Annotated in this window: 27 protein-coding genes; 7 read left to right on the top strand and 20 right to left on the bottom strand. The window is 56.4% G+C overall.

The genetic code is table 11. The features are described 5' to 3' along the window. Nucleotides 1-559 precede the first annotated feature (559 nt). The 16 genes from BOA8489_RS18815 to BOA8489_RS18740 form a co-directional block, all read right to left on the bottom strand. Entirely contained in the window at nt 560-1,405 is an 846-nt protein-coding gene (locus BOA8489_RS18815) for an amidohydrolase family protein (RefSeq protein ID WP_093975855.1), read from the bottom strand. Nucleotides 1,406-1,417: 12 nt separating this feature from the next. Next, the gene (locus BOA8489_RS18810; protein ID WP_093975854.1) at nt 1,418-2,266 is read right to left on the bottom strand and encodes a fumarylacetoacetate hydrolase family protein; all 849 of its coding nucleotides are present in this window, start codon (nt 2,264-2,266) and stop codon (nt 1,418-1,420) included. A 12-nt stretch (nt 2,267-2,278) separates the two neighbouring features. Then, nucleotides 2,279-3,016 carry an SDR family oxidoreductase gene (locus BOA8489_RS18805; protein WP_093975853.1) on the bottom strand — a complete coding sequence of 246 codons (738 nt, stop codon included), beginning with the start codon at nt 3,014-3,016 and terminating at the stop codon, nt 2,279-2,281. Nucleotides 3,017-3,027: 11 nt separating this feature from the next. Beyond that, nucleotides 3,028-4,218 carry a UxaA family hydrolase gene (locus BOA8489_RS18800; RefSeq protein ID WP_217897975.1) on the bottom strand — a complete coding sequence of 397 codons (1,191 nt, stop codon included), beginning with the start codon at nt 4,216-4,218 and terminating at the stop codon, nt 3,028-3,030. After that, nucleotides 4,215-4,526, bottom strand: a complete 312-nt coding sequence (locus BOA8489_RS18795) for a UxaA family hydrolase (protein WP_093975851.1) — start codon at nt 4,524-4,526, stop codon at nt 4,215-4,217. The genes BOA8489_RS18800 and BOA8489_RS18795 overlap by 4 nt, the downstream gene beginning before the upstream one ends. Beyond that, a complete protein-coding gene (locus BOA8489_RS18790) occupies nt 4,526-5,572 on the bottom strand; it encodes an enolase C-terminal domain-like protein (RefSeq protein WP_217897974.1) in 1,047 nt (348 codons plus the stop codon). The genes BOA8489_RS18795 and BOA8489_RS18790 overlap by 1 nt, the downstream gene beginning before the upstream one ends. A gap of 70 nt (nt 5,573-5,642) precedes the next feature. Next, a complete protein-coding gene (locus BOA8489_RS18785) occupies nt 5,643-6,293 on the bottom strand; it encodes an RraA family protein (protein ID WP_093975849.1) in 651 nt (216 codons plus the stop codon). Continuing rightward, a complete protein-coding gene (locus BOA8489_RS18780) occupies nt 6,286-6,615 on the bottom strand; it encodes an L-rhamnose mutarotase (RefSeq protein ID WP_093975848.1) in 330 nt (109 codons plus the stop codon). The genes BOA8489_RS18785 and BOA8489_RS18780 overlap by 8 nt, the downstream gene beginning before the upstream one ends. Before the next feature lie 3 nt (nt 6,616-6,618). After that, on the bottom strand, nt 6,619-7,731 hold the full coding sequence (locus BOA8489_RS18775; protein ID WP_093975847.1) for a mandelate racemase/muconate lactonizing enzyme family protein: 1,113 nt from the start codon (nt 7,729-7,731) through the stop codon (nt 6,619-6,621). Then, entirely contained in the window at nt 7,731-8,825 is a 1,095-nt protein-coding gene (locus BOA8489_RS18770; protein ID WP_093975846.1) for an ABC transporter ATP-binding protein, read from the bottom strand. Before BOA8489_RS18770 ends, BOA8489_RS18775 begins: the two co-directional genes overlap by 1 nt. 3 nt (nt 8,826-8,828) lie before the next feature. Next, nucleotides 8,829-9,689, bottom strand: a complete 861-nt coding sequence (locus BOA8489_RS18765) for a carbohydrate ABC transporter permease (protein ID WP_093975845.1) — start codon at nt 9,687-9,689, stop codon at nt 8,829-8,831. Beyond that, nucleotides 9,686-10,603 (bottom strand): carbohydrate ABC transporter permease, encoded by a 918-nt coding sequence (locus BOA8489_RS18760; protein ID WP_093975844.1) that lies wholly within the window; start codon nt 10,601-10,603, stop codon nt 9,686-9,688. Before BOA8489_RS18760 ends, BOA8489_RS18765 begins: the two co-directional genes overlap by 4 nt. A gap of 89 nt (nt 10,604-10,692) precedes the next feature. Next, on the bottom strand, nt 10,693-12,021 hold the full coding sequence (locus BOA8489_RS18755; RefSeq protein WP_093975843.1) for an extracellular solute-binding protein: 1,329 nt from the start codon (nt 12,019-12,021) through the stop codon (nt 10,693-10,695). Between the two features lie 31 nt (nt 12,022-12,052). Continuing rightward, on the bottom strand, nt 12,053-13,234 hold the full coding sequence (locus BOA8489_RS18750; protein WP_093975842.1) for a CaiB/BaiF CoA transferase family protein: 1,182 nt from the start codon (nt 13,232-13,234) through the stop codon (nt 12,053-12,055). Next, nucleotides 13,231-14,370 carry a type 2 periplasmic-binding domain-containing protein gene (locus BOA8489_RS18745; RefSeq protein WP_093975841.1) on the bottom strand — a complete coding sequence of 380 codons (1,140 nt, stop codon included), beginning with the start codon at nt 14,368-14,370 and terminating at the stop codon, nt 13,231-13,233. The genes BOA8489_RS18750 and BOA8489_RS18745 overlap by 4 nt, the downstream gene beginning before the upstream one ends. Next, complete coding sequence (locus tag BOA8489_RS18740; RefSeq protein WP_093975840.1) at nt 14,363-14,899, bottom strand: MaoC family dehydratase; 537 nt, start codon at nt 14,897-14,899, stop codon at nt 14,363-14,365. Before BOA8489_RS18740 ends, BOA8489_RS18745 begins: the two co-directional genes overlap by 8 nt. Nucleotides 14,900-14,985: 86 nt before the next feature. Here BOA8489_RS18740 and BOA8489_RS18735 point away from each other — a divergent pair, with 86 nt between their 5' ends. Continuing rightward, nucleotides 14,986-15,459 carry a MaoC family dehydratase gene (locus BOA8489_RS18735; RefSeq protein WP_245813978.1) on the top strand — a complete coding sequence of 158 codons (474 nt, stop codon included), beginning with the start codon at nt 14,986-14,988 and terminating at the stop codon, nt 15,457-15,459. Beyond that, the gene (locus BOA8489_RS18730; protein WP_093975839.1) at nt 15,456-16,520 is read left to right on the top strand and encodes a Gfo/Idh/MocA family protein; all 1,065 of its coding nucleotides are present in this window, start codon (nt 15,456-15,458) and stop codon (nt 16,518-16,520) included. The genes BOA8489_RS18735 and BOA8489_RS18730 overlap by 4 nt, the downstream gene beginning before the upstream one ends. Here the strand turns inward: BOA8489_RS18730 and BOA8489_RS18725 are convergent. Further along, nucleotides 16,513-17,289 carry an IclR family transcriptional regulator gene (locus tag BOA8489_RS18725; protein WP_093975838.1) on the bottom strand — a complete coding sequence of 259 codons (777 nt, stop codon included), beginning with the start codon at nt 17,287-17,289 and terminating at the stop codon, nt 16,513-16,515. The two genes, BOA8489_RS18730 and BOA8489_RS18725, sit on opposite strands and share 8 nt — an antisense overlap. Before the next feature lie 279 nt (nt 17,290-17,568). After that, nucleotides 17,569-18,456, bottom strand: a complete 888-nt coding sequence (locus tag BOA8489_RS18720) for a LysR family transcriptional regulator (protein WP_093975837.1) — start codon at nt 18,454-18,456, stop codon at nt 17,569-17,571. 102 nt (nt 18,457-18,558) lie between these two features. Between BOA8489_RS18720 and BOA8489_RS18715 the strand changes: the two genes are divergently transcribed. From BOA8489_RS18715 to BOA8489_RS18700, 4 genes are all read left to right on the top strand, one after another. After that, nucleotides 18,559-18,969: a GFA family protein gene (locus BOA8489_RS18715; RefSeq protein WP_093975836.1), complete on the top strand. Its 411-nt coding sequence runs from the start codon at nt 18,559-18,561 to the stop codon at nt 18,967-18,969. A 34-nt stretch (nt 18,970-19,003) separates the two neighbouring features. Further along, nucleotides 19,004-19,198, top strand: a complete 195-nt coding sequence (locus BOA8489_RS18710; RefSeq protein WP_093975856.1) for a DUF1059 domain-containing protein — start codon at nt 19,004-19,006, stop codon at nt 19,196-19,198. A gap of 231 nt (nt 19,199-19,429) precedes the next feature. After that, on the top strand, nt 19,430-20,029 hold the full coding sequence (locus BOA8489_RS18705; RefSeq protein WP_093975835.1) for a DUF1326 domain-containing protein: 600 nt from the start codon (nt 19,430-19,432) through the stop codon (nt 20,027-20,029). 64 nt (nt 20,030-20,093) lie between these two features. Beyond that, nucleotides 20,094-20,867 carry a DUF2182 domain-containing protein gene (locus tag BOA8489_RS18700; protein ID WP_093975834.1) on the top strand — a complete coding sequence of 258 codons (774 nt, stop codon included), beginning with the start codon at nt 20,094-20,096 and terminating at the stop codon, nt 20,865-20,867. Nucleotides 20,868-21,086: 219 nt separating this feature from the next. Here BOA8489_RS18700 and BOA8489_RS18695 read toward each other — a convergent pair whose 3' ends face one another. Next, nucleotides 21,087-23,078 (bottom strand): BTAD domain-containing putative transcriptional regulator, encoded by a 1,992-nt coding sequence (locus BOA8489_RS18695; protein WP_176440369.1) that lies wholly within the window; start codon nt 23,076-23,078, stop codon nt 21,087-21,089. 491 nt (nt 23,079-23,569) lie between these two features. After that, entirely contained in the window at nt 23,570-24,172 is a 603-nt protein-coding gene (locus tag BOA8489_RS18690; protein ID WP_093975832.1) for a DUF2238 domain-containing protein, read from the bottom strand. A gap of 91 nt (nt 24,173-24,263) precedes the next feature. On the opposite strand from BOA8489_RS18690, the gene BOA8489_RS20640 reads away from it, so the two are divergent. Continuing rightward, the coding region (locus tag BOA8489_RS20640) for a hypothetical protein (protein ID WP_217897973.1) at nt 24,264-24,547 on the top strand (284 nt) is incomplete at its 3' end.

The following is a 24,547-nucleotide window of genomic DNA, read 5'->3' as shown; positions in this document are numbered from 1 at the left end:
CCTTCTGATCAAGCGGGGCGTGCCGTCCGACTGGAACGAGCAGCGGCGGCTCTTCGACTCGCTGCGCTGAACTCCAACCATCCCCAAAATACAAACCTGCTACCGGAACAAAGCGGAACAGAGACAGGCCCAACTTCCGGGCTATAAACCGCGTCCCGGAGACGCCTTAAGCAAAACGTCATCGGCCTAAACGCCCGGAATGTCGGGGCAATTGCCGCAGGCTCTCGAAATGGTCGAAAAGGATGGACTGCCTGGCTGGGGTGGTAGTCTTGAGCGAACCAGTCTCGGCCTCAGAATTCCCTGTTAACAGGGAAAATACAGGGAAATTTGGCGATTTGGGAGCGTATTTGACCTCGCAGGGCTGGATTCGCGCATATAAATCAGAGGCTTGCGTGCGAATTCCTACTCAAATTAACAGGGAATTAAATTCCGGTATCAGGGAAAGAAATCGGAAGAACAGGGAAGCTCAGCTGTTTAAGAATTCGCGTTTTTTTATCAGGTCAATAGAAAAGCTCCTGAGCGCACCTCAAGCACACTCACTTTTTTTGACCCCACTACCCTACAACCCATAAATTCGACCAGCATTTCCGGCACCGATAGCCGTAGCCTCATCTGGCGACAGCGATCCCAAGATCGAATTCGTGATCTCAATCCAATCCGCTATTCCGCTGGCAAGGTTCACAACGGGCCAATCGCTTCCCCACGCGATGCGCTTTGGCCCAAACACCTCAAGCACGTGATCCACGAAAGGGCGAATGGCTGCCTCGTTGGCGTTTCCCGGTGCGCAATAGGCAAGGATGCCAGACAACTTGCAGTTCACGTTCGGTAAGGACGCAAGCGCGGCCATGTCAGCCCGCCAGGGATCAAGGCCTCCTCCCGCGATATCAGGTACACCACAGTGGTTGAGGATAATTGTGGTATTGTCACAGACTGCCGCGAGTTCCGCGCCCAATTTCAACTGACCGGGCAGCATGCAAAGATCGAACGTTTTGCCCCGAGCCCCAATCGCCCGGACGTTTTTCCGAAACGTTTCTGTGGTCGACAGCTCGTCCGGCATCACGTGCAGAATGCGCCGATACCCAACGACGCCCAATTCATCGCATTCATCCAGCCATTCGGCAAAACCATCATCCTCTTCAGGCCGAGCCGACGCGATTATCCCGACGATGCCGTTCTCTGGTTTCGACGCCAGGTTCGAAACGAAGCGGGTCTCAGTCTTGTAGTCCGCATCATCAACGCCGGTCTCCATGAACAGCGTGCCCACCACATCAGCGGTCGCGGTCAAAGCCTTGTATTGTTCAATTGGAAATGCCTTGTCAGCAAGCGGAGGAATTTCCGCTGTCCAACCGTACCCCGCGACTTCTGGGTAGACGAGATGCTGGTGTGTATCAATCAACTGTACCATATGAGATCCTCTCTATTCAGGGTCGGAAATAACGTCTTGCATTTGGCGGCCGAGACCTTCGATTCCAAGTTCGACGACATCGCCATGACGCAAATATTGCGGTGGTTTCTGCCCCATGCCGACGCCGGGTGGTGTGCCAGTCGAGATGACATCACCCGGATGAAGCGTCATGAATTGGCTCAGATAGCTTACCAAATGCGCCACACCATAGACCATGGTCTTGGTTGATCCGCTCTGCATGGTCTGATCATTCACCGTCAGCCACATCGACAAATCCTGAGGGTCCTGCACCGCATCACGCGTCACAAGCCACGGCCCGATCTGGCCATAGTTGTCGCAGCTTTTGCCCTTCGTCCATTGCCCCGCGCGCTCCAACTGGAAGTCTCGCTCTGACACATCGTTCGTGATGGCATAGCCGGCAATATGCTTCAAAGCATCGGCCTCGCTTAAATATTTGGCCCGTGTCCCAATGACGACAGCAAGCTCAACCTCCCAATCTGTTTTCACAGAACCGCGTGGAATAGTGATCGGATCGTTTGGCCCACAGATCGCGCTGGTCGCTTTCATGAACACAACCGGCTCTGGTGGCACTGGCAGTCCACTCTCTGCAGCGTGGTCGGCGTAGTTTAGGCCAATGCAGATGAATTTCCCGGTGCCGGCAACGCAAGGACCCAGACGCACGTCATCCGGAACCTCGGGTAGATCACCCAAGTCGGTATCGCGAATGCGCTGCAACCCAACATCCGAAAGGACCTCGCCGGACAAATCGGGCACAACCTCCGACAAATCCCGACGACGCCCGGCGCTGTCGAGAATTCCGGGTCGCTCTGCGCCGGATACTCCGTGTCTGAATAGCTTCATTCCATCGTGTCCTTATGAATTTGACCAGCCGCCATCTATGATATGCGCATGCCCGGTGGTGAAACCTGATTGGTCGCTGGCGAGGTAAACAGCCAGAGCCGCGATTTCCTCAGCCTTGCCGATCCGTCCCATCGGCTGGCGGGAAACGAACGCTGCACGCGCAGCTTCATAGTCTCCCGTGTCGCGCAGTCGCTGGTCCAGCGAGGGGCTTTCAACAGTGCCCGGGCAAATCGCGTTGCACCGAATGCCGTCGGTTACAAAGTCTGCGGCGATAGCCTTTGTCATGCCGATCACTGCAGCCTTCGTCGTGCCATAAACAAAGCGATTTGGAGCCGCTATCACGGATGAGGCCACCGACGACATATTGATTATCGACCCGCCACCGCGTTCGATCATACCGGGCAAGAAGACGCGGCACATCCGATACATGGCCGTGACATTCAACGCGTTCGAAAAGGCCCACTCATCCTCGTCACAATCAAGGATGGTTCCGTTGGCGACGAAGCCCGCGCAATTAAACAGGACATCAATACCGCCCAGCGCCTCGGCCGTTTTTGAAACGGCGTCCGCATTCGTCACGTCGAGTTGCACGGTGGCCATGCCAAGCGCGTCCAAGTCCCTCAGGGACTCTGCGTTGATGTCACAAGCAACTACTGATCCACCTTCCGCCTGCATCGCAAGCGCTGAGGCCCGCCCAATTCCCTGACCTGCGGCGGTAATCACGCAGGTTTTTCCATCAAGTTTTGTCATTTCACTCTTTCTCAAACCGGAAGACAGGAAGGCCCGATAGGCTCGAAGCTTTTGTAGGTCAGAATGAATTCAGCATGACCCAGCGCCTCTGATTTGGTCGGCTGACCCGCCGCTACATTCGCTACGAGGTTGAAAATCTCGTCACCCACCTCACCAATGTCGGCGTCCCCGGTGATGATGCGACCGGCGTTCACATCCATGTCTTCATGCAACCGCTCGTACATGTCCGGATTGGCCGCGATCTTGATCACCGGAGAAATCGCCGATCCCACAACGGATCCGCGCCCCGTGACGAACAACGTCATATGGGCACCCGATGCTATCATCTCGACGATCTCTGCATTGTCCGAGATATTGGGAAAGCCAAACCTGACCGGACCATCGGGCACCACATCCATCAGATACAGCCCCCCCTTTGGCGGAATATCCCCCGGCTTGATCAACCCCGAAATCGGCGAGGCTCCGGACTTGGCGTAAGCGCCCATCGACTTCTCTTCGATCGTCGACAAGCCACCATCGGCGTTGCCGGAGGCGAAACTGCCATAGCCAAGCTCGGCATAATAGCGTGCCGCCTTTTCGACGGAATGACGAAGCTCGACACCCAACTCGGGTGTTGCGGCACGTGCAGCCATGATGTCCTCGCACCCGATCAACTCGCCGGTTTCCTCGAAAATGCAGGCCGCGCCAGACTGCACCAACCTGTCGAACGCACGTCCCGCCGCCGGATTTCCCGAAATACCGCTGGTTCCGTCCGAACCTCCGCACACAGTTCCGACAACCAAGTCCGAAAGCTCCATTTCAACGTTTGGTGTGTCCTGCAACGTCTTCAGGGCTTGCTCGACAAAGGCGAGCCCCTTGGCGATCGCGCTGCGCGTTCCGCCAACCCGTTGAATAACCAAAGTTTCGACATCACGGCCGCTGTCACGGACAACCTGTTCCAGTTTGTGTCGGTTGAAGCTTTCACACCCCAAAGACACCAGCAAAACCGCGCCAACATTTGGATGCGTGCAAAGACGCTCCATCATCTTTTGAGCGTATTCGTTAGGAAAACACCCGGGAAATCCAATGACATGGGCGCGGTCCCGGTAAGGATAAGTGATCTCGCGGGCAACGTGATGGGCGCATTCGACAAGATAGGCAACGGCCACGTAGTTGCGGATGCCTTTGCGCCCGTCGGCGCGTAAGAAACCTTGCATACTCATGTGACGTCCCCTGCTGCATCCAAGGCGTAAGTCGGCGTGTAATCACTCTTGATATTGTGAAGGTGCACATGCGCGCCCACCGCAATGTTCTCGGTAACTGACCCGATCGGAACGCCGTATTTCAGCACCTTGTCACCTGGCTTCATGCGCATGCGCGCAAGCTTGTGTCCCATCGTGACCGCACGTTCCAGGGTGATTTCTTCGCCGCCGATCCAGACGCGCTCACCCTGTGCGATAGCCGCTCGTACAACCGCGACCGTGTCGGTTTCAGCTAAAACAATCAGCCTGTCATCCGTTCGACCCACCACTACACAACCTCCTGTGTCGCGCCGTCGATCATGTCCCAATCCAACTCGGCCCCAAGCCCGGGCGCCGTAGGCAAAGTGGCTATGCCATCCGCCATGGGCAGTGCGCTGGTAAGCCCAAAATCGAAAGTCTCAATCGGCCAAAGAAGTTCAAAATAGCTGTTGTTGCGCACCGCGCCTGCCACATGCAGGTTCACCAACTCAAGCGGATGAAAGATCGTCGTGTGCAATTCGCAGTTCATGTGGAAAGCCTCAGCAAGACGCGCCGTCTTCAACGCTCCCGTCACGCCCCCAGTCCAGCTGACATCCGCACGGACAGCGTCTGTAACGCGGGTCGCTATGCATTCGGCGACCGAGTAAGGATGCTTGGCGAGAACCTCGGTTCCCACCACCGGAATATCCAAAACACGCGTCAGCTCACGCAGCGCCGCGAAATTCTCGTCCGGAAGCGGCTCTTCCAACCAAAGGTAGTCCAGCTTTTCAAGCGCGCGGCCAAACCGGACCGCCTCCTCAAAAGAATGCGCCGCCACAGGGTCGGACATCAGATTGAAATCTGTACCAACGGCCGTGCGCACCGCCTGATGGATTTCAATGTCCTCGCCAAGACTGTTTCCCGGAGGATGGATCTTGTAGGCCTTGAAACCAGCATCACGCACCGCCAGAGCTTCGTTCGCGTAAGCATCCGCATCTTTCAGAACCATCGAGGACGCATAGACCGGCACGGTCGATTGCGCGCCTCCGATATACCGCCAAAGTGGCTGACCCGCCGCATGCGCGCCCAGCAACCAAAGGCAACAGTCGACCGGACCGTACATATAGATTGGCAAATGGTGCCACCAGCGGTCGGCTGTGCGCCAGTCCTGCCAAATCGCTTCCCGGTCCAACGGATTGCGGCCCATTAGAAACGGTCGAAGCGATGCCGCCGCCATATGACCGGCACCGCGCGCAGACCGGCCGGCAAAGCCAAACATCGACGCGCTGTCGCCTGTATTGGTGTGAAGCGTATAAACCAGAAACTCGAAACCATTGATCTCAGAACCGTCGCGCAAGGCAGCGCCTTCTATTGCCGATCCGTCGTATCGACAGCAACGAATATCAAGCCCGATGATCTTCATTGGGTTAAAACTTGCCCCACTTGAGATACGCTTCTTGCGGGTCCATCCCTCCGACAATTGCAGTGCGCACCTTGTTCTCGGTTTGCATCGCATCCGTGGCCTTCTCGATCACCTCATCCAGTCGCTCGACGGGAATACGGACCATTCCGTCACTATCCCCATGCAACCAGTCCCCGGCCCGGATCATCACGTCGCCGATATGAATATCGACATCCGTCGCCGTCGGAAGCCACTGAGCCACGATGTCTTTGGGTGTGTGGTGGGTGCGCCAGCACGGCAGCCCCAGTCGCAGAATGAACGGGCTGTCGCGCAAAGCTCCGTCAAGAACGCACCCAAGCACCCCCTTGGCATACAGCGTTTCCGCCGAAAGCTCACCCATCTGAGCGACCGAATGCGTGTTGGGCTGTGCCGTCCAGATATGCCCGCGCGGACATTTTGACAAAAGCCCGGTCCAGGCCAAAAGCGTCTCATGCGCGTCGGCGTCTTCGGCCATGCGCCCCTCAATCGTGAAGGCGGGTCCGCAGAGCCTCATTTCCGGCTGCAGCGGCGTAATCCGCGGCGGCAAAGTGAAATTACGCAGCCCCATCGCCCGCATCACGTCGTGAATGACACTCGTGTAGCAGCCTTGAAGCACATCTATGCGCGCGTCAGTCATGATGAAAAACCTCCTCCATCATCGCCCACCACTCACCCTCTTTGCGGGTGTCCAGTGGCTCTTGCATCGGCATGCAGATATCCCACCACTCCTGCGTTTTTGGGTCCGCGGCCATCTTTGCCGCATCCGCATCGAAATCCGCCCCATGGTATTCCCAATAGCCAAAAAGCAGGTTTTCAGGCTCTTTCAGGTAGATCGAGTAATTGCGGATATTGCAGTCCGTAATACCCCGCAGAATCTCGGGCCAGGTGTCCGCATGCAGGCGCTTATACTCTGGGATGTGCTCTGGCTTTATGCCGATGACCATTGCCATTCGTTGCATCGTCTATCCTCCGATTGTTGCGCTGAGATCGCTGATCGACCGCGCCTCTATCGCGTCCCAATCCCACGCGATCCCCAATCCCGGCGCCATAGGTGCGTGCGCACGCCCCGCGCGCACATCGAGCCGCGAGGTCGTGATGTCGTCCAACTGAGGTATGTATTCCAGCATCGGCGCGTTCGGGACGGCACAGGTCAGGCTGACGTGCAATTCCATCAGGAAATGCGGGCAGATCGAGACGTTGAACGCCTCCGCCATATGCGCGACCTTCAGCCATGGTGTGATCCCTCCGACGCGCGCGACATCCGCTTGCACAATCGTGCAGCCGCCCATCGCCAGATAGTCCTTGAACTGACTGATCGAATACATGCTCTCGCCCATCGCAATCGGCACCCGCGAAGCCGCAGTCAACCGCACATGCGCGCCGATATCGTCGGCGGGCATCGGTTCCTCGAACCAGCCAATCCCGAACTCTGCAAGGATTTCAGCACGCCGCATCGCCTCCGAAAGCGTGAACGCCTGATTGGCATCCACCAGAATTTCGTAACCGTCCCCGACGGCCTCGCGCACCGCCTTCAAACGCGCGCGATCCTCGGCTGCTGTCGGCTTGCCGATCTTGATTTTCGAGCCTGCAAACCCCTTGGCCTGCATCTCCAAGGCGTCCGAAACCAAATCTGTCGTATCGATATGAAGCCACCCGCCCTCGGTGGAATACATCGGCACCGATGGCTTCGCGCCCCCCGCCATTTTCCACAGCGGCAAACCGGCCCGCACGCAGCGAAGATCCCAAAGCGCCGTATCAATCGTGGCCAGTGATAGCGACGTGATCGCACCAACGGCCGTCGCATGGGTCGAAAACAACAGGTCGCGCCAAATGCCCTCGATATCCTCGGCATCCCGCCCGATCAACTGCGGCAGAAGTGTCTCGCGCAACAGCGAAATGACAGCAGGTCCGCCGGTGCCGATGGTATAGGAATACCCCGTCCCCACCCGCCCGTCGGCGTCAGTAATCCGCACAATCGGCGTCTCCTGGCTGACAAACGACTGGATCGCATCCACCCGCTTAACCTTCGGCGCCAGATCGACCATCATAACTTCGACTTTTGCGATCTGCGCCATCAGTGCACCCTCACCGAAGCACCGGTCGCGGCGTCGAAAATATGCGCCTTATCCAAAGCCACGTCGAAGGTCATACTCTCCCCCGGAGCCACATCCCGAGGCCCGAACATCTTGCCCTGCGCTTCGTTGCCGGCAATCGTTGTGTAAAGAATGGTCTCGGTCCCCAGCGGCTCGGACAGCACGATATCCAAGGTAAGCTGCGCGCTCTCGCCCCCGCTCGTGATCCCGTGACCGACCGGCGTCAGATCGTCGGCGCGAAGGCCGAAGATGACCTTCTGCCCCTCGCTCACCAAATCTTTCAGACGCGCCGGAACAGGCAAGGTATTCCCATCGGAGAACACCACTGCCCCGTCCCGAATGACCGCAGGCAAAAGGTTCATCGGCGGCGATCCGATAAAGCTTGCCACAAATGTATTCACCGGATGGTTGAAGACCTGCATGGGCGTGCCAACCTGCTCGATATAGCCGTCCTTCATGACGACGATCCGGTCCGCAAGGGTCATTGCCTCGACCTGATCGTGCGTCACGTAAACCACCGTTGTCTTGACGGTCTGATGCAGCTTTTTGATCTCGGTGCGCATCTGCACGCGAAGCTTTGCGTCCAGATTGGACAACGGCTCGTCGAACAGGAATGCCTCCGGGTGACGCACAATCGCGCGCCCCATGGCGACCCTTTGTCGCTGACCACCCGAAAGCTCGGCGGGTGTTCGATCCATCAGCTCGTCCAGCCCCAGAATATCGGCCGCTTCGTTCACGCGTTGAGTAATCTCGGCTTCGCTCTGCTTGGCGATTTTCAGACCGAACCCGAGATTTTCACGCACCGACATATGAGGGTAAAGCGCGTAGTTCTGAAACACCATCGAGATGTTGCGTTTGCGGGGAGGCAGATCATTGACCACCTCCGACCCGATAGAAACCGACCCATCCGTAATGTCCTCCAGCCCGGCAATCATCCGCAGCGTCGTGGACTTACCGCACCCCGACGGACCAACCAGAACCACGAATTCGTTATGCGCAATATCCAGATTGATGCCGTGCACCACCTCGGTTTTGCCATACCGCTTAACAACGTTTTGAAGCGAGATTTCAGCCATTGTCTATCCTTTGACCCCGCCAAATGTCAGTCCGGCAATCAGGTGTTTCTGCACAAGGAACGTCAGGATCAGCGCCGGGATGATAATGATCACCGCCATCGCGGACATGCCCGCCCAGTCGATTGTGAATTGCGAAGTAAAGTCCATCAGACCAACCGGAAGCGTTTTGCTGTCCGTCGATCGCGTCAGGTTCGAGGCCAGCGCGTATTCGTTCCAGGACGTCAGGAACGCGAAGATTCCAGCACTCGCGATACCCGACTTGGCCAGCGGGAACTCAATCTTCCAAAACGCCTGCCAACGCGTGCATCCATCGACCTGTGCGGCTTCCGACATCTCTTTCGGAATTTGCCGGAAGAAACCGTCGATCAGCCAGATCGTGAAGGGCACGTTCAAGGCCACATAGACGATGATCAATCCAAGCTTAGCGTCGATCAGTCCGATTTTGCTCCAGATGATGAAAATCGGCAAAGACAGAGCAATCCCCGGCACCGTCCGCGACAGCATCAGCCCGAGGAAAATCCCATTCTTGAACCGGAAGCGATAGCGCGCAAATGCGTACCCGCCGGACATCCCGATCAACAGGGCAATCGCCGTGCTGGTCAGCGCGATGATGAGCGAATTCATGAAATAGGCCGGGACCGGGATCGCCACCTGATCCGCGCCAAAGCCGAAAATCTTGGCGAAGTTGCCGATCCCCGGATTCTCGGGAATCCAGATGGCGGGCTTTGCCAGCACCTCCGAGTTCGGCCGAAACGCCGTCAGCACAACCCAAAGTCCGGGCACGCACATGATCACCATCAAGATGAACGTCAGAATCCAAAGGCCGATAGCGCCAAGTTGCTTGCGAAGTGCAGAAGACATCATTCGGCTCCCCCCATGTATTTTCGTGCGGCGAGAAGCTTGGTGAAGAAATAATAGGTAAAGGCGATCGACAGCAGGATCGACACATAGGCCATCGCATTGGCCTGCCCCATTCGGGCGTTGTCGTAACCTGTGCGCGCAATCAGCGTCCACAACAGCTCAGTGCGACCGGCGGGTCCGCCGCCCGTCATGACATCAACAATGTCATAGGCACGCGCCACATCCAGCGACCGGATCGTCATCGCGATGAAAACAAAGGGCATCAGAAACGGCAGCGTGATGTGACGAAACACCTGCCACGAATTGCACCCATCCACTTTCGCCGCCTCGAGCGGATCGCGCGGCATCGCGAAAAGTCCTGCCAACAGCAAGATCGCAAAGACCGAGGTGCTCATCCAGACTTCTGCAAAGATGATGGCAAAGTTTGCAAGAAACTCGTCGACCAACCAGGGTATAGCGCCGTCACTCAAGCCAAGCGCCTGCAAAGCATTGTTCAGAATGCCGATATTGTCATTGAAAACGAACTTGAACTGATACCCGACCAGGATCGGCGAGAACATCATCGGGAACATCATGATCGTGCGCAATGTGCGCTGGCCCCAGGTGATCTTGTTGATCAAAAGCGCAATCCCAAGTCCCAGCAGGAACTCCAGATTAAGCGCTATGGTCAGGAAGAGGATCGTGCGGCCAAAGGCGACCCAGAAATCCCCGTCGTTGAAAATGCGCTGATAATTACGCAATCCGACCCACTGCCAGAGCGTTTCGGGCCGGATCAAACGATACCCCGTAAAGCTCGTATAAAGCGAGAAAATCAACGGCAACAACACGACGAAAAGGATCGTCAGAATGGCGGGCAAAAGCAGAAGATACGGTGTGTATTTCTCGCGTTGCCAGAAAGGAGGGCGCTTATTGGCCATTGATTGACGTGCTTTCGGGTTGATGAACGCGGATGGATAAACGGGGTGGCACGGGCCCGAGGGCCCGCACCGGTCTCAGGGAGAAACCGTTAGAGGTAACCTGAGTCTTCCATCACCAGACGCGCCGCATCGGCTGCCTCGTCCAGGGCTTCCTGCGCGGTCATTTCGCCCAGAATTGCGGCCTGAAGACGCGGCCAGATCTCGTTGGAAACCTCGATCCATGGTGTGATCAGCGGAGGCGTGAACGCATCTTCCTCCATTGAAACCGCATAGGTCTCAAAGACTGTAACAAGGAAATCGTTGCCGTCGGCTGCGAACTTGGCCTTCGCATCGTCCCAAACCTTTGCACGCGTCGGCAGCAGTCCGGCCGAGGCTTCAACCATCTGACTGTCGTGGCTTGTCAGGAAAGTCACGAACGACGCCGCCGCTTCGGTATTGTCGCAGGTTGCCGTGATCGAGAACGTATGGCTTCCTGACCAGCCCGTGCGAATTCCGGCCGAGCCCTTCGGCGCTCGCACAAGACCAATATCACCAGCAACCTTCGAGTTCGCAGGATCATTGAAGAAAGACGCCCAGCCAGCCCAATCAAGGTTCAAAGCAACAGTGCCCGATGCAAATCCAAGTCCGGTGTCGTCCCAGAGATAGTTCAGAGACCCCGCAGGAACGGCCTGCGCTTCATAGAGATCTTTGAACCAGTTGACCGCTTCAACACCCGCAGCCGAGTTGAATGTCGGGTTCCAGTTGTCATCAAACAGCGCCCCACCATTGGCGACCAGCATCTCGTAAAACCGACCTGTGATCGCCTCGTCCTTGCCCACGAATTGCGTGCCGTAAAACGTCGGCGCATCCGCAAAAAACATCGCCTGATCTTTCACCTGGTCCCATGTCTCCGGCGGCGTCAGGTCATAGCCATACTCTGCCTTGAACGCGGCCTGATTGTCGGCGTCCTCGAACATAGACTTGATGTAGTAGAGGTTCGAAATATCCGAGTGTCGCGGCAGTTGCACAAGTCGGCCATCGACCGTCGAGTTCTGCAAGGCAAGCGGCTGGAATTCAGCCAAAGTCGCCTCGTCGATCACGCCATTGAGATCAATGTAGATCGAGCCATACTGCGGCGCGAAACTGGTGTGGTTCGACCCGACGCACCAATCAAGTGTGCCCGCCGCGATGTCCTGCTTGATCTCGCGATCCAGCTCGAAGTGGTTCTTGCGCGACAGCACATCCACCGTCGCACCCGTCATCGCTTCCCACTCTGCTATGCGCGCATAAAGCGGTTCGTATTGCGCGCCACCAATCAGCTTCACGCGCAAGTTGTACCCATCAAAATTTCCATAATCGACGTCCGCTGCCGAAAGGCTGGTCGCAGCCATGCCGGTCAGCGCCGTCGCGGCGAAAAGTGCCTTCAATGTCGTCTTCATTATCGTGTCCTCCCTGGGATCATGATGTGTTTCAAACCGCAGTTTGCGGTGTGAGGGGGGCCAGGACATGATCGTTGTCCTGGCCAAGTTCAGGGGCCGCTTTGCCGGATTTCAAAGTCGCCCGGTTGATGCGAAGCGGAGGGCGCAGCATATCCAGCCGCACTGTTCCGTTCCGCGTAATCGTTTGCTCAAGATCAAGTAGCTTGTAGGCATCGCTGGCGCGCATCCCGGCCCAATCCAGAATCTCGGAACACCAGATGTCCGCCGGTTGCAGAACCGCCAACCAGTCCGCGGTCGTCCGCGTCGCAAGCTGCTCGGCCAGCAAGGTCTTGATCGCATCACGCTCTTTGATCATCGCGGATGGATCACCGTAATATTGTTCCAACCCTTTCAGCCCCAACAACTCTGCCAGGGTCTGAAGCGATGGCGTCATCGCCAGCGCCAGATGTCCATCAAGGGTCTCATAGACACCGTAAGGCGCTCCAAGATAGGCATGCGCGCCGTTCACCGCACTGCGCTCAGGCAAACGCTGACCATCATTCAGATGCGTCGAAAGCACCTCGAACTGAAAATCGATCATTGCCTCGAAAAGGCTGGTCTGAACCAACGCGCCCTTGCCATGAATGCCGCGCCCGACCAAAGCCGCCAAAATACCCTGCGCAAGAGCGTTGCCCGCCAACATATCCGCAACAGCCAGCCCCATCGGCATCGGCGGATCGCCCGCGCTGCCCGTCAGCCACAACAACCCTGAGCGCGCCTGCGCCAGCAAATCCTGCCCCGGCAAATCCTTCCAGGGGCCGTCCTCTCCATACCCCGAGATCGACCCGTAGACGATCCGCGGATTGATCGCACACACGTCCTCAAACCCGAACCCCTGACGCTCAATCACGCCGGGGCGGAAGTTCTGGATCATCACGTCCGCAGTCTTCAGCAACGCCACCAACGCCGCCCGGTCGTCAGGGTTTCGCAAATCAGCCGTAACGCTTTCCTTGTTGCGGTTGATCGCGTGGAACAGGGAATTGTCGCCATCGATCTCGGTGTCCGTGAGATAAAGATGTCGGCACAAATCCCCGACACCCGGACGTTCGACCTTGATCACCCGCGCCCCGAGATCGGCCAGCCGTAGACCGCACAATGGCCCGGACAGGAACTGGCTGAAATCAATGACAACCAGACCATCAAGCGGGCGCTCGGATTGCGGCAAAACGTTCATCCCCGGCTCTCCCGATACACCGCATCCAGACGCTCAAGCGTCTCACCGCGTCCGACTTCACCCCGCAGACAAGCGTGCAGAATGTCCCCGCCACGCTCCTGAAAACCCATGTAGCCGTCATAGCGTGGCCGCAGCCACGCCGTTTCCAGCGTCTCACGCGTGTTGCGGAAAAAGTCGCCACATGCCGCGTTCGTTGCATCTGCCTCCCAGGCAACAGCGTTGCCCGGCTGCCCGCCACTTTCAAAGTACAACCCGCTCTGGCACTCGGCCCCGGCAATCCAGAACGCATAATCCGCCGCAACGTCGATATGAGCGCACTGGCTTGAAACCGCGATACCTGTCCCGCCAATTACCGTTCCGCGCGGCCCGTTGTCCCCAACTCCCGGCGCGTCCGCGAAAGTGATCGGAAACCGGCAATATCCTTCCCGGCTATAGTTCGTATACCCATAACCAAAAGGGCAATAGGCCGGCGCATCAGCTGTGCGTCCCATCCACTCCAATACGCCGATCGGATCAAGCGTCAGGCAACGCGGATCGACCTTGGCCACCAACTCGCAAAGGCTGTCCAGAACCTGCACGGCCTGCTCGCGATCCATCAGCTTGTCGGGATCAGAGGCAACCGAGAACTCTTGATTCCTCGCCAATCCGAAGAACGTCATCAGCGTGTTGATCGGGATCAGCGCCACGGCGACACGCCCCTGCCCGGCAAGATCAAGCACCTCATCCCACCGCGTTGGGGCCGCCTCGATCAAATCACCGCGAAAGGAGGCAACCGGCGTCGCGGCATCAATCGCCAGACCCCACTGATGCCCATCAAAGTTATAACTTGGATGCGAGGCACCCACCGATTGCGCGGCAAGTGTGGCCAGATCGTCGTCCCGCCCCAGCGTATCAAATGCCACCAACTGCCCACTGCCCGCGACCTCTCCAACGTGGGGATGGTCGATCACCATCAGATCGTAATCCGACGCCATCTCACCAATCGGGCGGTCCGCAAAGGCCTGCAAGGAGCGCTTCTCCCAAGTGATCTCCACTTCGGGATGCGTCTCGCGATAAACCGCAGACGTCGCCACCATCGGATCGAACCCCCGGCTGTGATCCCACGTCATCCCGCGCAACTGAAAGGTCTCAGCCATCCGCCACCTCGGCATCTGCAGGATCGCGATAAAGGGCGGTCATCAAATGTTCGCAATACAGAACCAACTCGCCCTCGCCCTTGTAGACCGAGTAGCTGACGCGCACCTTGCCCATCTGCTCGTTGCGTGGCTCTTTGGAGAGGTTCTCGCGGATCGTGTAGATCGTATCGCCAATGAACACCGGCTTGATAAAACGCAGGCGGTCATAGCCATAGGAAAACGAGTTCAGACAATTCGTCGCCGCCAGTCCCAGACCATACGAAAACACCATGGCACCCGCCACCAGACGCTTGCCAAAAACGCCTTCTTCAGCCGCGAATTGCTGGTCACTGACGTAAGGGTGATGGTCCATGACCAGACTGTTGAACAGCATGGATTCCCCTTCGGAAATCGTGCGCCGGATCGAGCGGATTTTGTCACCCACCTCGAAGTCCTCGAAATACCAGTTCTCTGAATTCCAGACGGGGATTTCGGCGTGATCCTCGGGAAGTCCGGGAACGCCACGTGCGTGCACGCCAATCTCTGCCATGAGCCTCCCCCGATTTTTGCCTGGTTCAATTCATACCATTCGCTATTTTCATATGTCAAATTATTTTGTATATGTAAAACTTACGAATGACATCAAGGGAGGAACGTGTGGAAAACGAGCGGTATTTCGAAGACTATGAACCGGGCGCGATGCGAAAAACCTTGGGCCGCACTATCACGGAAACCGACTTCGTCGTGCATGCGGGGCATACCGGAGACTTCTTTCCTCACCACATGGACGCGGAGTTCTGTGCCAAAAGCGACTTTGGCCAACGTATCGCCCATGGAACGATGACCTTCGCGATCGGCGTCGGCCTCACCGCGACCGAGATCAACCCGCGCGCCTTCACCTACGGCTACGAGCGCCTGCGCTTTCCGAAACCGGTCCACATCGGCGACACAATTCACACCACGGTAACCATCGGCGAAAAAACGCCCGACCCCAAACGCAAGGGCTTCGGCAAGGTGGTTGAAATCACCGAGACCAGGAAACAGGATGGCAGCACCGTCCTGTATTGCGAACATATCCTCCTGGTCGAAATGAGGGAGCCTGCGAAATGATAACCGACCTGCCACAATCCTGGCCCGCACCAGCAAGGCCCAAACCTATCGTCATAATCGGAGCAGGCGGCATCGTGAGGGATGCGCACCTTCCGGCCTATGCGAAAGCGGGCTTGCCAGTTTCAGGCGTTACCGATCTCGACACAGATCGCGCCAACAGCCTCGCGCAGGATCACAGTATTGAAGCCGTCTATGAAAGCGTCGCTCATGCGGCGCAGGCTTGCGGCACGGATGTGGTCTACGACATCGCGGTGCCACCCCAAGCAATTGCATCCATCCTGGAAGACCTTCCGGACAACGCTGCAACCCTGATCCAGAAACCAATGGGCAGCGATCTTCAAAACGCCCGCGCGATCCGCGCGATCTGCCGTGAAAAAAACCTCAAGGCCGCGGTAAACTTCCAACTGCGTTTTTCACCGATGATGATGGCCGCCCGGCAGGCCATCGAGACCGGGCTTCTCGGCGAACTTCTTGAAATCGAAGTCCACCTGAACATTTTCACGCCATGGACCCTTTTCCCCTTCCTGATCCCAATGGAACGCGTTGAAATCGCGGTGCATTCCATCCACTACCTCGACACCATCCGCGCCCTTGCGGGCAACCCCAAAGGCGCCTTTGCCCGCTCACTTGGCGACCCCCGCGCCGCCAATTTCGCACAGACCCGCACCTCGGTCATACTGGACTATGGAGATACTCTGCGCGGCATCATGTCGATCAACCACAATCACCAGGCGGGCCGCAAATTCCAATCCGCATGGTTCCGCATCGAAGGCACCGAGGCCGTGATGATGGTCAAACTGGGCGTTTGCTTTGACTACCCGAATGGCGAAGCCGACGAGCTTTGGTTCTGCGAAAACGGTGGTGACTGGCAGCAAGTTCCGCTTGATGGAAGTTGGTTCATCGAAAGCTTCATGGGGACGATGCGAAATGTTCAGCGCTTTGATGCCGGCGAGGACGAGGTTTTGTTCGCAGGCGTGGAAGATGCGTTTCAAACCATGGCGCTTGTCGAAGCCTGCTTTGAAAGCATGAAGAAGCCCGCTGAACCTTTGGACCTCAGCTAATTCCGGGCGGCTTGCCGCCAAGATTCTTACTGAGCGTGGCGGCGGTCTTTATCAACTCGACCCTGCACTGTTCGAATGTGATCTTTTCGCCAAAACGTTCAATATGGGGCATGGTCAGGGCGGCCGCGGCGCGACCTGAATGGTCGATTATCGGAACGGCGATGTTCACCACGCCCTTCACCACGAAACTGTCCCTGACTTCAAATCCGTTTGAATGAATGTCGGCGAGTTCGGTGCGAATTTTCTCGTTGTTGTAATCCGCTGGTAGCGGCACCTTTTTCAACAACTCTGTCACTTCGTCCGCGCTGTGAAAAGCCAGTATCACTCGCCCCGAAGACGCTTGCCACAGATCAATCTTGGCCCCCAACCGCACGGATAGAATGTTGTTTCCTGGTGGATTGGTTTGACCCACAACCAAAATCGACTCATCAGCCAAAATCGCAAGATGCACCGATTGATTGGTCGCGCGTGTTACGTCCCGCATCAAAGGCTCTGCTGCCGCAGTGAGCCGGCCAACAGTCGGAATGCGATGCGCAATCTCGAAAATATAGGTCGTCAACGCATAGCGATCAGAAACAGGATCCTGCGCCACGTAACCTCGCGACTGCAAAACCATAAGCATCCGAAAGATCTCGCCGACAGACCGATCCAGAGCTCTCGCTATTTCAGATTGCGTGAGACCAATCTCCTCCTTGGACAAAAGTTCGATAATATCGAGACCTTTCTCCAAAGCGGGCGCCGAGTATGTTGGGTTTGCTTTTTTGCTCATTGGCTCACATCCGCATCAGGCCATCAGCATGGACCGATCTAAGTCCAGATTGCAATGAGCACACATGCTTTGTCAGATTGGTCCGCTGGAGCTGCCCTTAAGAGGGAGCAGGAACCAGTTTCTGCAAGGGCAGCAAAGCAGCACTATCGCCATCAAAACAGGAACCGAGAAACATAATACGCAGAACTCGTTCATCCCGATAGCAGACATTCGTGCATACTGCAGCGAATGACCGATTTGAGCCCAAAGCGGTCATTCTATTCCACAGCCGGCGATGCCTCAGGCCGCCGCCGTTACCACTTCTGCCTTCGATTGAAGCCACTTGATGAATGCCAAGACTTCCGTGCGCAGTTCGCCCGGGGATGTCTCGATATGGTAGATTCCAAAGAGCGGTTCGGAAGACAGTTCTATGACGTGTCCGGCGGCGATATCATCAACGAAAAACGCGCGCGCGGTATAGGTGATGCCATCGCCACGCCTTACAGCAGGCATAATAAGATTGCCCGGCATGTGATTTATTGCCAATGGGTGCTTTGGGACAATTCCGTGATATGTGAACCATTCGGCAGCCTCATTCGTTCCAAGCTCCTGCAACCATGGCAATTCGGCGAGTGACGCAAGGTCTGGCAGGGCTCTCCCACCAACCAATGACGGAGCGCCGATAACAACCATGTCTGTTTCTAGGACTGCATCGAAGCTTGGCTCAGACCAGCGCCTGTCGCGATATCTGATCGCGACATCGATACCACCCGGTCTTAGCTCCACGACCTTTGAAGTTGGATTTAGCATTAGGGTGATTTCTGGATGCGACCGCTGGAACTCATTAATCTTCGGCATCAACCACTCCACAGCAAAAGCCGGAGACATGGTCACCTGCACGGGCCGCGCTGCGGCCTCTTCATTTACCCGCGCAACACCCCTGCTAATGATGTCGAATCCGGCCTCAAGGTCGCGTGCCAATCGAGCGCCAGAACTGGTCAGCTCAATACCACGGCCGACCCGGTTGACTAAGGTGATGCCAATCCGTTTTTCTAAGGCCTTGACCTGCTGGCTAACCGCCGCCTGCGTCACATTGAGACGGTTCGCTGCCGCGGCGTAGCTGCCAGCGTCCGCGACAGCCGCAAATGCACGGAGGCTATTCAAGGTGGGCAGGTTCAACCAATTCATACAATAGAATTTCTAATGGTTTGTCACAATTAATGAGTCGCATGATGTCAGTTATTTATCAATATTGCCATTTTATAGGTGCCAACGGCGAGAGTATTCAAAATGGAAATACTTAAAGGTGGATGTTACTGCGGCGCCATTCGGTATGAGATTACAGGACCTCCGCGCTGGTCAGGTCACTGCCATTGCCGGTCATGTCAGTTGGCTCTCGGTGGTGCCTTCGTGACTTGGTCAAAAGTGGCTGCGGCGGACTTCACGATCACCAGCGGCAGTCTGAAGCAAATTGAGAAAACACTAGGAATACGTCGCGGCTTTTGCGGCGATTGCGGCACGACACTGACTTATGCAGCAGACAGTGAGATGGCAGGTCAGGACTGGAGCGCTGACGCCTGGTTTGCTGCTACGACACTTGACGATCCTTCAGTGGTCGAACCAAAGGCGCACGTCTTTGTCTCGCACCAGCAACCTTGGATCAAGTTGGCCGATCAGTTGCCGAGATTCGAGGAGTTCTGAACCATCCGTCTCCGGCCAAGAAAGGGGAATGCAAATGAGCAAAGCCTATACTTACGCCTGTCGCGACTGCGAAGGCATGGAAGACTGCCCTGGAGAGGTTAGTGCCGCAACACAAGATGAAGTATGGAAGCTGATGGAGCTCCACGCGGTCATTGCTCATGGAGAAGATCCCAGCTCCTGGGATAATGAAACGCGCGAGTATCTAGGCACGCTTATAAAACCCAAGTGAATGGCGAGTATCTCAGCCCGGTGCATGCAAAGGTCGGCTTTCTAGACCGAAGTGGACATGCCCGCATTCCCACCAAGGTAAGCACGCCAGAAAATAAATTAGGGAAAAACAGTCTGCGAGTGTATATTTGGCCAACAATTGCAAAAAGGAAACAGGCCCATCGCTCTGGTCGGAGACGGCCTACGAACATGTCGGCGAGCAACAGTTTCCTATATTCAATGGGGGAAAGTGATGTCTGATTGGAGAGTTTCTGGAAAGTATTTCGAGGCGTGCAACTGTGAGGCAATCTGCCCTTGCATTGTATTTTCTCCACCCACAACCGGCGAGTGTATCGTCGTTTTGGGGTGGCAAATCGAAGAAGGGCACCACGGCGACACAGACCTTTCCGGTCTTAATGCCGCCTTGGCCGCTCATGCCGCCGGAAACATGAAAGAGGGCAACTGGCGGGTGGCACTCTACATCGATTCCAACGCCGATGAGGCACAGGCCAGTGCCATAGGGGCGATCTTTTCCGGTCAAGCTGGTGGCCACTTGGAAAACCTTGCACCATTGATCGGCGAGGTTATGGGCGCCAAACCCGCAAGCATCTCGCTTCAGACCAATGGCAAGCGTTTTTCCATGAGTATCGATGACGTCATGTCGAGCGACTATGGATCGATCGAGGGCCAGGGCGGAGGTGACGTCGAGGTGTCAGGCCATCCCCTGGCTCCGGTACCAGGTGTCGCCTTCAAGGTAGGTCGTTCTGACCAGTTCAAGTTCAACGACTACGGCATTGAAGTCGACGTTGCACAAAAGAATGCCTTCTCGGCGACTTTCGCCTATCAACCGTAGGTCCATTTCCGTTTAGGTTTGCGATGCCTTTGGCTCGGGCTTTGGCGGCCGTTAGAGGTGCTTCGTGACAAGACTTGAGCAGCTTCTGAGGCGAGACCAGTTAGTTGTTGTTGGTGCCCTCCTTTTCGTCACTCTACTAGCCTGGGCCTACATCTTCAGTGGCGCCGGAATGGATATGGGCGACAGCGCGATGGACCACATGAACATGCAAATGGCATGGACACCGGGCTATGCCACGATTGTGATTCTGATGTGGTGGATCATGATGGTGGCAATGATGCTGCCAAGCGCGTCACCGACTATCCTCCTCTTTGCGAAGATCAACCGGCAGCGCCGTGAAGCGGGAAAGACGTATGTTGCGGCAGGTACGTTCGCCTTGGGTTATCTCCTGATCTGGGGGTTCTTCAGCGCTGCTGCCACTGCAGCGCAATGGGCGCTGGTGTCAAGTGGGCTTCTGTCAATAGCAATGGCCAGCACTAATCAAACCCTCAGTGCTGCCATTCTGATTGCCGCTGGGCTATGGCAGTTCACACCATTGAAAAGGGCGTGCCTGAGACATTGCCGCAGCCCGTTTCACTTTGTCGTCAGCGGGTTTCGTCCGGGTGAGCTCGGTGCCCTGAGAATGGGCGTGGAACATGGCGTGTTTTGCCTGGGCTGCTGCTGGTTCTTGATGGCCTTGCTCTTCTATGGGGGCGTCATGAACCTCTACTGGATTGCCGGCCTGGCGATGTATGTGCTCATTGAAAAAATAGCTCCGGTTGGTGAATGGATAGGCCGATTGGCCGGTGCCGGATTGATTGTCTGGGGGACTGTGCTGCTGGTCAATATGCGCTTCTAAGGCTGAAATAGATCCTTGGTTTTCCATGGCGCCGGACGTCCGCTTCGTCCGCATAGCAGTCATTGGTGTTCGCTGCAGCGAATGGCAGCTCTGAGCCCAATGTGTTAAATTCTGCGACCCACATTAACGGCGGCATTCTGGCGAAAATGGCGGTTCTCTACAAATACACAAAAAGCTCTGATCGCCGCCGAAATCCGATTAAACTTCTCTCTTAGCAAACTACTCCGTCGGCAAGCCGGCCTTTTTTAGCCCAATTGCGATATGATCCCAGTCTTGCCGCCTCTTCCACATTGAACGGTAGCCACTAGCCAAGCCAGTGACGGTTGCCGCCGGGACTTCCATTTGGCGACAGGCGAACTCTGAGCGACGCGTTTCGACGTAGTCTTCCAATGCAAAGCTGGCGTCTTTGCGCCCCATCTGCGCGTAGGCGCCAGCAAGGAATGCCTTGGAAAGTGAGTTCAGTGATGCTGCTCCCATAAGCTCTTCGACCGCGTCCCCATAGCGTCCGTTGAAGGAAAACACTTGTCCACGAATCCAACCGAATGTCGCTGGGGGCAGAGGATCGCGCGCGGTCGACCTGAGCACCTCGATTTCTGCGCGCCTGTGATCTCCAAGTAGGGAAAGTGCGTAGCCACACCAGGCGTTGGATTCGATTTCGTTGCCGATCTTGCTCAGTGTGCTGTCAATCTGGGCCTGGCCGGCCTGCCACATTGCGTTGCTGAGAAAGGCAAAGCCCAGATGGTCCTGCACAAACACATCCTTCGGATCGGCAGCAACGGCCAACCGCGCATGCGTCAGAGCCAGGCGCGCACCAGCTTCATCGTTCAGGCCCAACCAGCCATCAATCACGTATGTGTCTGAGAGATACATTTGCGCACGCGCATTCTTTGGGTCGAGCCGTACCGCCTTTTTAAGAACGTCGCGCGCCTCCAGCATGGCGAACGCGCTGAGATCATCCCGCAATTGCTTCCCGCGAAGCATGAGTTCGTGCGGTCCCAGGGTGTCCGGGCTTTGTCGCGCGGATCGTTCGGCCACCTCGGCCTGCACGCGTCCCGGTATGGCCGCCGCAACACATGCAGAAATGTCATCCAACAGTTCCATCTCATCTATCCCGGCTCTTTCATAGCGCTCCGCCCAGACAAGATTGCGCGTTGACCCGTCAAGGAGTTGCACAGTCACCCGAACGTGCCCGGCCGATTGCCGAATTCCGCCTTCCAGCATGTAGTTGAGGCGCTGATCCGTTGAGTTCGACGCCGGAGCGCGAGATTGAGCCTCGCCCATCGACACTTTCAGAGTGGCGAACCGGCCAAGTTCCATCGCTATTTCTTCGGCCATTTCTGCTCCGAGTGTACTGTCCCCAGCCGCACCTCGGATTGCAAACGGAAGCACCACGACCGTGGTCATCTGCTGGACGTTTCCCACATGCCTTGCGTCTGGATCGGACTTGGACACGGTTTCGGCGTGCCCGGATCGGGGCAAACTTGCGGTGCGCCTTAGGCTGACCATCAGCTCTTGGGTCGTAGCAGAGGGCGCAATCCCAAGCTCTTTGTCCAAACTCCTGGTCAGAGTGTCGTAGTGGCGCAGCGCCTTTGCGGGGGCTCCCATTGACGTGTAAATGCGCATCGCTTGCCGGTGCGCACCTTCGTCAAATTCATCAAGCGTCAACAGCTTGATGTTCGCCCGCAAGGCTTGTTCATAGTCGCCCTCAGCCTGTTTGGTCTCGACCATCATGAAAAGGGCTGCGGATAACTGGTTTTGCAGCGACGCGCGTGTATTTTCGAGCCAGTCCTGAAAATCCGGTTCATCGATACGTATACCCTCCAGCAGCGGACCGAGACAATCAAGACCTGCCCAGAGCAGGTCGAAGCTTCCCTGTTGCAGGACCTCAAAATCGGCTTCAATCGTGTCGGCTGCAATCCGTAGGGTAGTCCCACTGCTTTCAATGCATTCAACTTCGCCCGACAAGGCCTTGCGGATGCTGGCCAGCGTCTGACGTAAGTTGGTGCGCGCCTGAACATCGCTGCCGCGGCTCCAGAGCCATGACGCCGCAGTTGCCCGGTCTATGCCATTACCGCCAGCCAATGCGATCATTGCGAACAGCGCTTTGGCTTTTTGGGTCGGCAACTCGACAGCGGACCGGCCTGGCCCCAGAATCGAAAACCCGCCAAGCAGGCGCACCTGAAAAGGTTCTGGCGTGCTGCGTGCTGTCATATCGACATTCATTTCCCCCCTAACGCTCTTTTTACGAATAGATCACGTTTCGCACAACGATGGCACCACGGCCGATGCGCATACCAAATGCACGTCCACGAAATATCACGCGAAAGGTGCACGAAATGTCCTACCCTCACATCGATCCAAACACGTACCTGAGACTTCAAGAGCATCAGATTGGCAAAATGCCAGATCACTACTGCCGGCCTCGCATTTTTGCCGTTGGGTCTCGGGGCGCAGTTATCTGCGATATGTTGCGCAATATTCTGAATTCTGGCGTAGGTATTGAGAAAACAAGTGACGCGTCGAGAGCAGAATTACAGAAGCTGTAATGTAGCAGTCGATAGCTTAACCAAGGTCTACTTCGGGCCGGAAGCTGGGTTTGGCTTCAAGGCCGCAGAGGTCTGAATTGTCCGCATAGCGATCGCTGAAGGAGGCACCTGCGAATGGTCACTTCGGGCCCTAGGCAGAGCAATCGACAATCTCTATTAGGCAGCCCTCCGTCGAAGCCCGATTATCGTCATCGCTATGACCGCTCCTGCTGCGTTGAAGCAAAGGTCGAGAGCTGTGTTGATATAGCCTCCTACATTGGTGTCAGGAACCATTAGGACTGCCGAGAATTCAATGATTTCGTTCAGCGCACCAAGTCCCATGGATGCCAATACCGGATAGACGAGAGCGGTCGCCGTTCCGCGCGTTTGGGGAAAATGAAGGGTGAGCAGATGATGTAGGACCCAGGCCGTGACTCCGAACCCGTAGGCGTGGACCACTTGATCATATTTCAGAATGAACAGACGCTCCGTTTCCACAATGGGAACCAGTTCGAGATTGTAGAGGACGGAACCGCCAACAGCCACACCGCCACCGGCCATGTGCATCAGGCCCCAAATCGAAAGCGCCCACAGCATCGCCAGAGTGTATTCTGCTTTTCCAAGAGAAACGCCGACGAGCAGAACGAGGCCCATCATCGTTATCACGTATACGATGAATTCGTAGTTACCGATGGAAATGAACCAAAGCGTAAAGGCAACGATATAGGCCAAGGTGAAGTACGCGACGCCTTGCTCGCCACGAGAAGGTACTCTTTTCATAATTGCTATGTATCGTTGTTAGAAATCCGCTCATTGATCGGAGTCAAATTGGCGAGGTGCACCCCGCAGTCTGCCTAAAGGTTGAGATGAAGTGACCGCTTCGTCCCGCAAAGTGGACATTGAGGAATGGCGCAGCGAATGTCCGCTTCCCGCCCAATTGACCAACTCCCGCGTAACCAAATCCGGACTGGACTTCGCGCGCATGGGAAGCGTGTGTGGTCTGAGAGAGACTGCTAGCTTTTTGAGCTACACCGTCTGCCCGGTCTTCCGGGCCTGTCTCAGTGGAAGGCCCCGGATCATCCGCAGCCCCACACAGGAGACAGACATGTCCAACACCAAACCGCAATCCAAGCGCGCGCAACTTGCGAAGATGAT

It is taken from the genome of Boseongicola aestuarii (assembly GCF_900184815.1).
Lineage (GTDB): Bacteria > Pseudomonadota > Alphaproteobacteria > Rhodobacterales > Rhodobacteraceae > Boseongicola > Boseongicola aestuarii.
The sequence above is the reverse complement of the archived record's forward strand: the minus strand, read 5'-3'. Positions and strand labels throughout refer to the sequence as shown.

Coding starts and splice junctions, on each gene's coding strand:
- BOA8489_RS18815 (WP_093975855.1), bottom strand. CDS start 1,405: ATGGTACAGTTGATTGATACACACCAGCATCTCGTCTACCCAGAAGTC.
- BOA8489_RS18810 (WP_093975854.1), bottom strand. CDS start 2,266: ATGAAGCTATTCAGACACGGAGTATCCGGCGCAGAGCGACCCGGAATT.
- BOA8489_RS18805 (WP_093975853.1), bottom strand. CDS start 3,016: ATGACAAAACTTGATGGAAAAACCTGCGTGATTACCGCCGCAGGTCAG.
- BOA8489_RS18800 (WP_217897975.1), bottom strand. CDS start 4,218: ATGAGTATGCAAGGTTTCTTACGCGCCGACGGGCGCAAAGGCATCCGC.
- BOA8489_RS18785 (WP_093975849.1), bottom strand. CDS start 6,293: ATGACTGACGCGCGCATAGATGTGCTTCAAGGCTGCTACACGAGTGTC.
- BOA8489_RS18780 (WP_093975848.1), bottom strand. CDS start 6,615: ATGCAACGAATGGCAATGGTCATCGGCATAAAGCCAGAGCACATCCCA.
- BOA8489_RS18775 (WP_093975847.1), bottom strand. CDS start 7,731: ATGGCGCAGATCGCAAAAGTCGAAGTTATGATGGTCGATCTGGCGCCG.
- BOA8489_RS18770 (WP_093975846.1), bottom strand. CDS start 8,825: ATGGCTGAAATCTCGCTTCAAAACGTTGTTAAGCGGTATGGCAAAACC.
- BOA8489_RS18765 (WP_093975845.1), bottom strand. CDS start 9,689: ATGATGTCTTCTGCACTTCGCAAGCAACTTGGCGCTATCGGCCTTTGG.
- BOA8489_RS18760 (WP_093975844.1), bottom strand. CDS start 10,603: ATGGCCAATAAGCGCCCTCCTTTCTGGCAACGCGAGAAATACACACCG.
- BOA8489_RS18755 (WP_093975843.1), bottom strand. CDS start 12,021: ATGAAGACGACATTGAAGGCACTTTTCGCCGCGACGGCGCTGACCGGC.
- BOA8489_RS18750 (WP_093975842.1), bottom strand. CDS start 13,234: ATGAACGTTTTGCCGCAATCCGAGCGCCCGCTTGATGGTCTGGTTGTC.
- BOA8489_RS18745 (WP_093975841.1), bottom strand. CDS start 14,370: ATGGCTGAGACCTTTCAGTTGCGCGGGATGACGTGGGATCACAGCCGG.
- BOA8489_RS18740 (WP_093975840.1), bottom strand. CDS start 14,899: ATGGCAGAGATTGGCGTGCACGCACGTGGCGTTCCCGGACTTCCCGAG.
- BOA8489_RS18735 (WP_245813978.1), top strand. CDS start 14,986: ATGACATCAAGGGAGGAACGTGTGGAAAACGAGCGGTATTTCGAAGAC.
- BOA8489_RS18730 (WP_093975839.1), top strand. CDS start 15,456: ATGATAACCGACCTGCCACAATCCTGGCCCGCACCAGCAAGGCCCAAA.
- BOA8489_RS18725 (WP_093975838.1), bottom strand. CDS start 17,289: ATGAGCAAAAAAGCAAACCCAACATACTCGGCGCCCGCTTTGGAGAAA.
- BOA8489_RS18720 (WP_093975837.1), bottom strand. CDS start 18,456: ATGAATTGGTTGAACCTGCCCACCTTGAATAGCCTCCGTGCATTTGCG.
- BOA8489_RS18715 (WP_093975836.1), top strand. CDS start 18,559: ATGGAAATACTTAAAGGTGGATGTTACTGCGGCGCCATTCGGTATGAG.
- BOA8489_RS18710 (WP_093975856.1), top strand. CDS start 19,004: ATGAGCAAAGCCTATACTTACGCCTGTCGCGACTGCGAAGGCATGGAA.
- BOA8489_RS18705 (WP_093975835.1), top strand. CDS start 19,430: ATGTCTGATTGGAGAGTTTCTGGAAAGTATTTCGAGGCGTGCAACTGT.
- BOA8489_RS18695 (WP_176440369.1), bottom strand. CDS start 23,078: ATGACAGCACGCAGCACGCCAGAACCTTTTCAGGTGCGCCTGCTTGGC.
- BOA8489_RS18690 (WP_093975832.1), bottom strand. CDS start 24,172: ATGAAAAGAGTACCTTCTCGTGGCGAGCAAGGCGTCGCGTACTTCACC.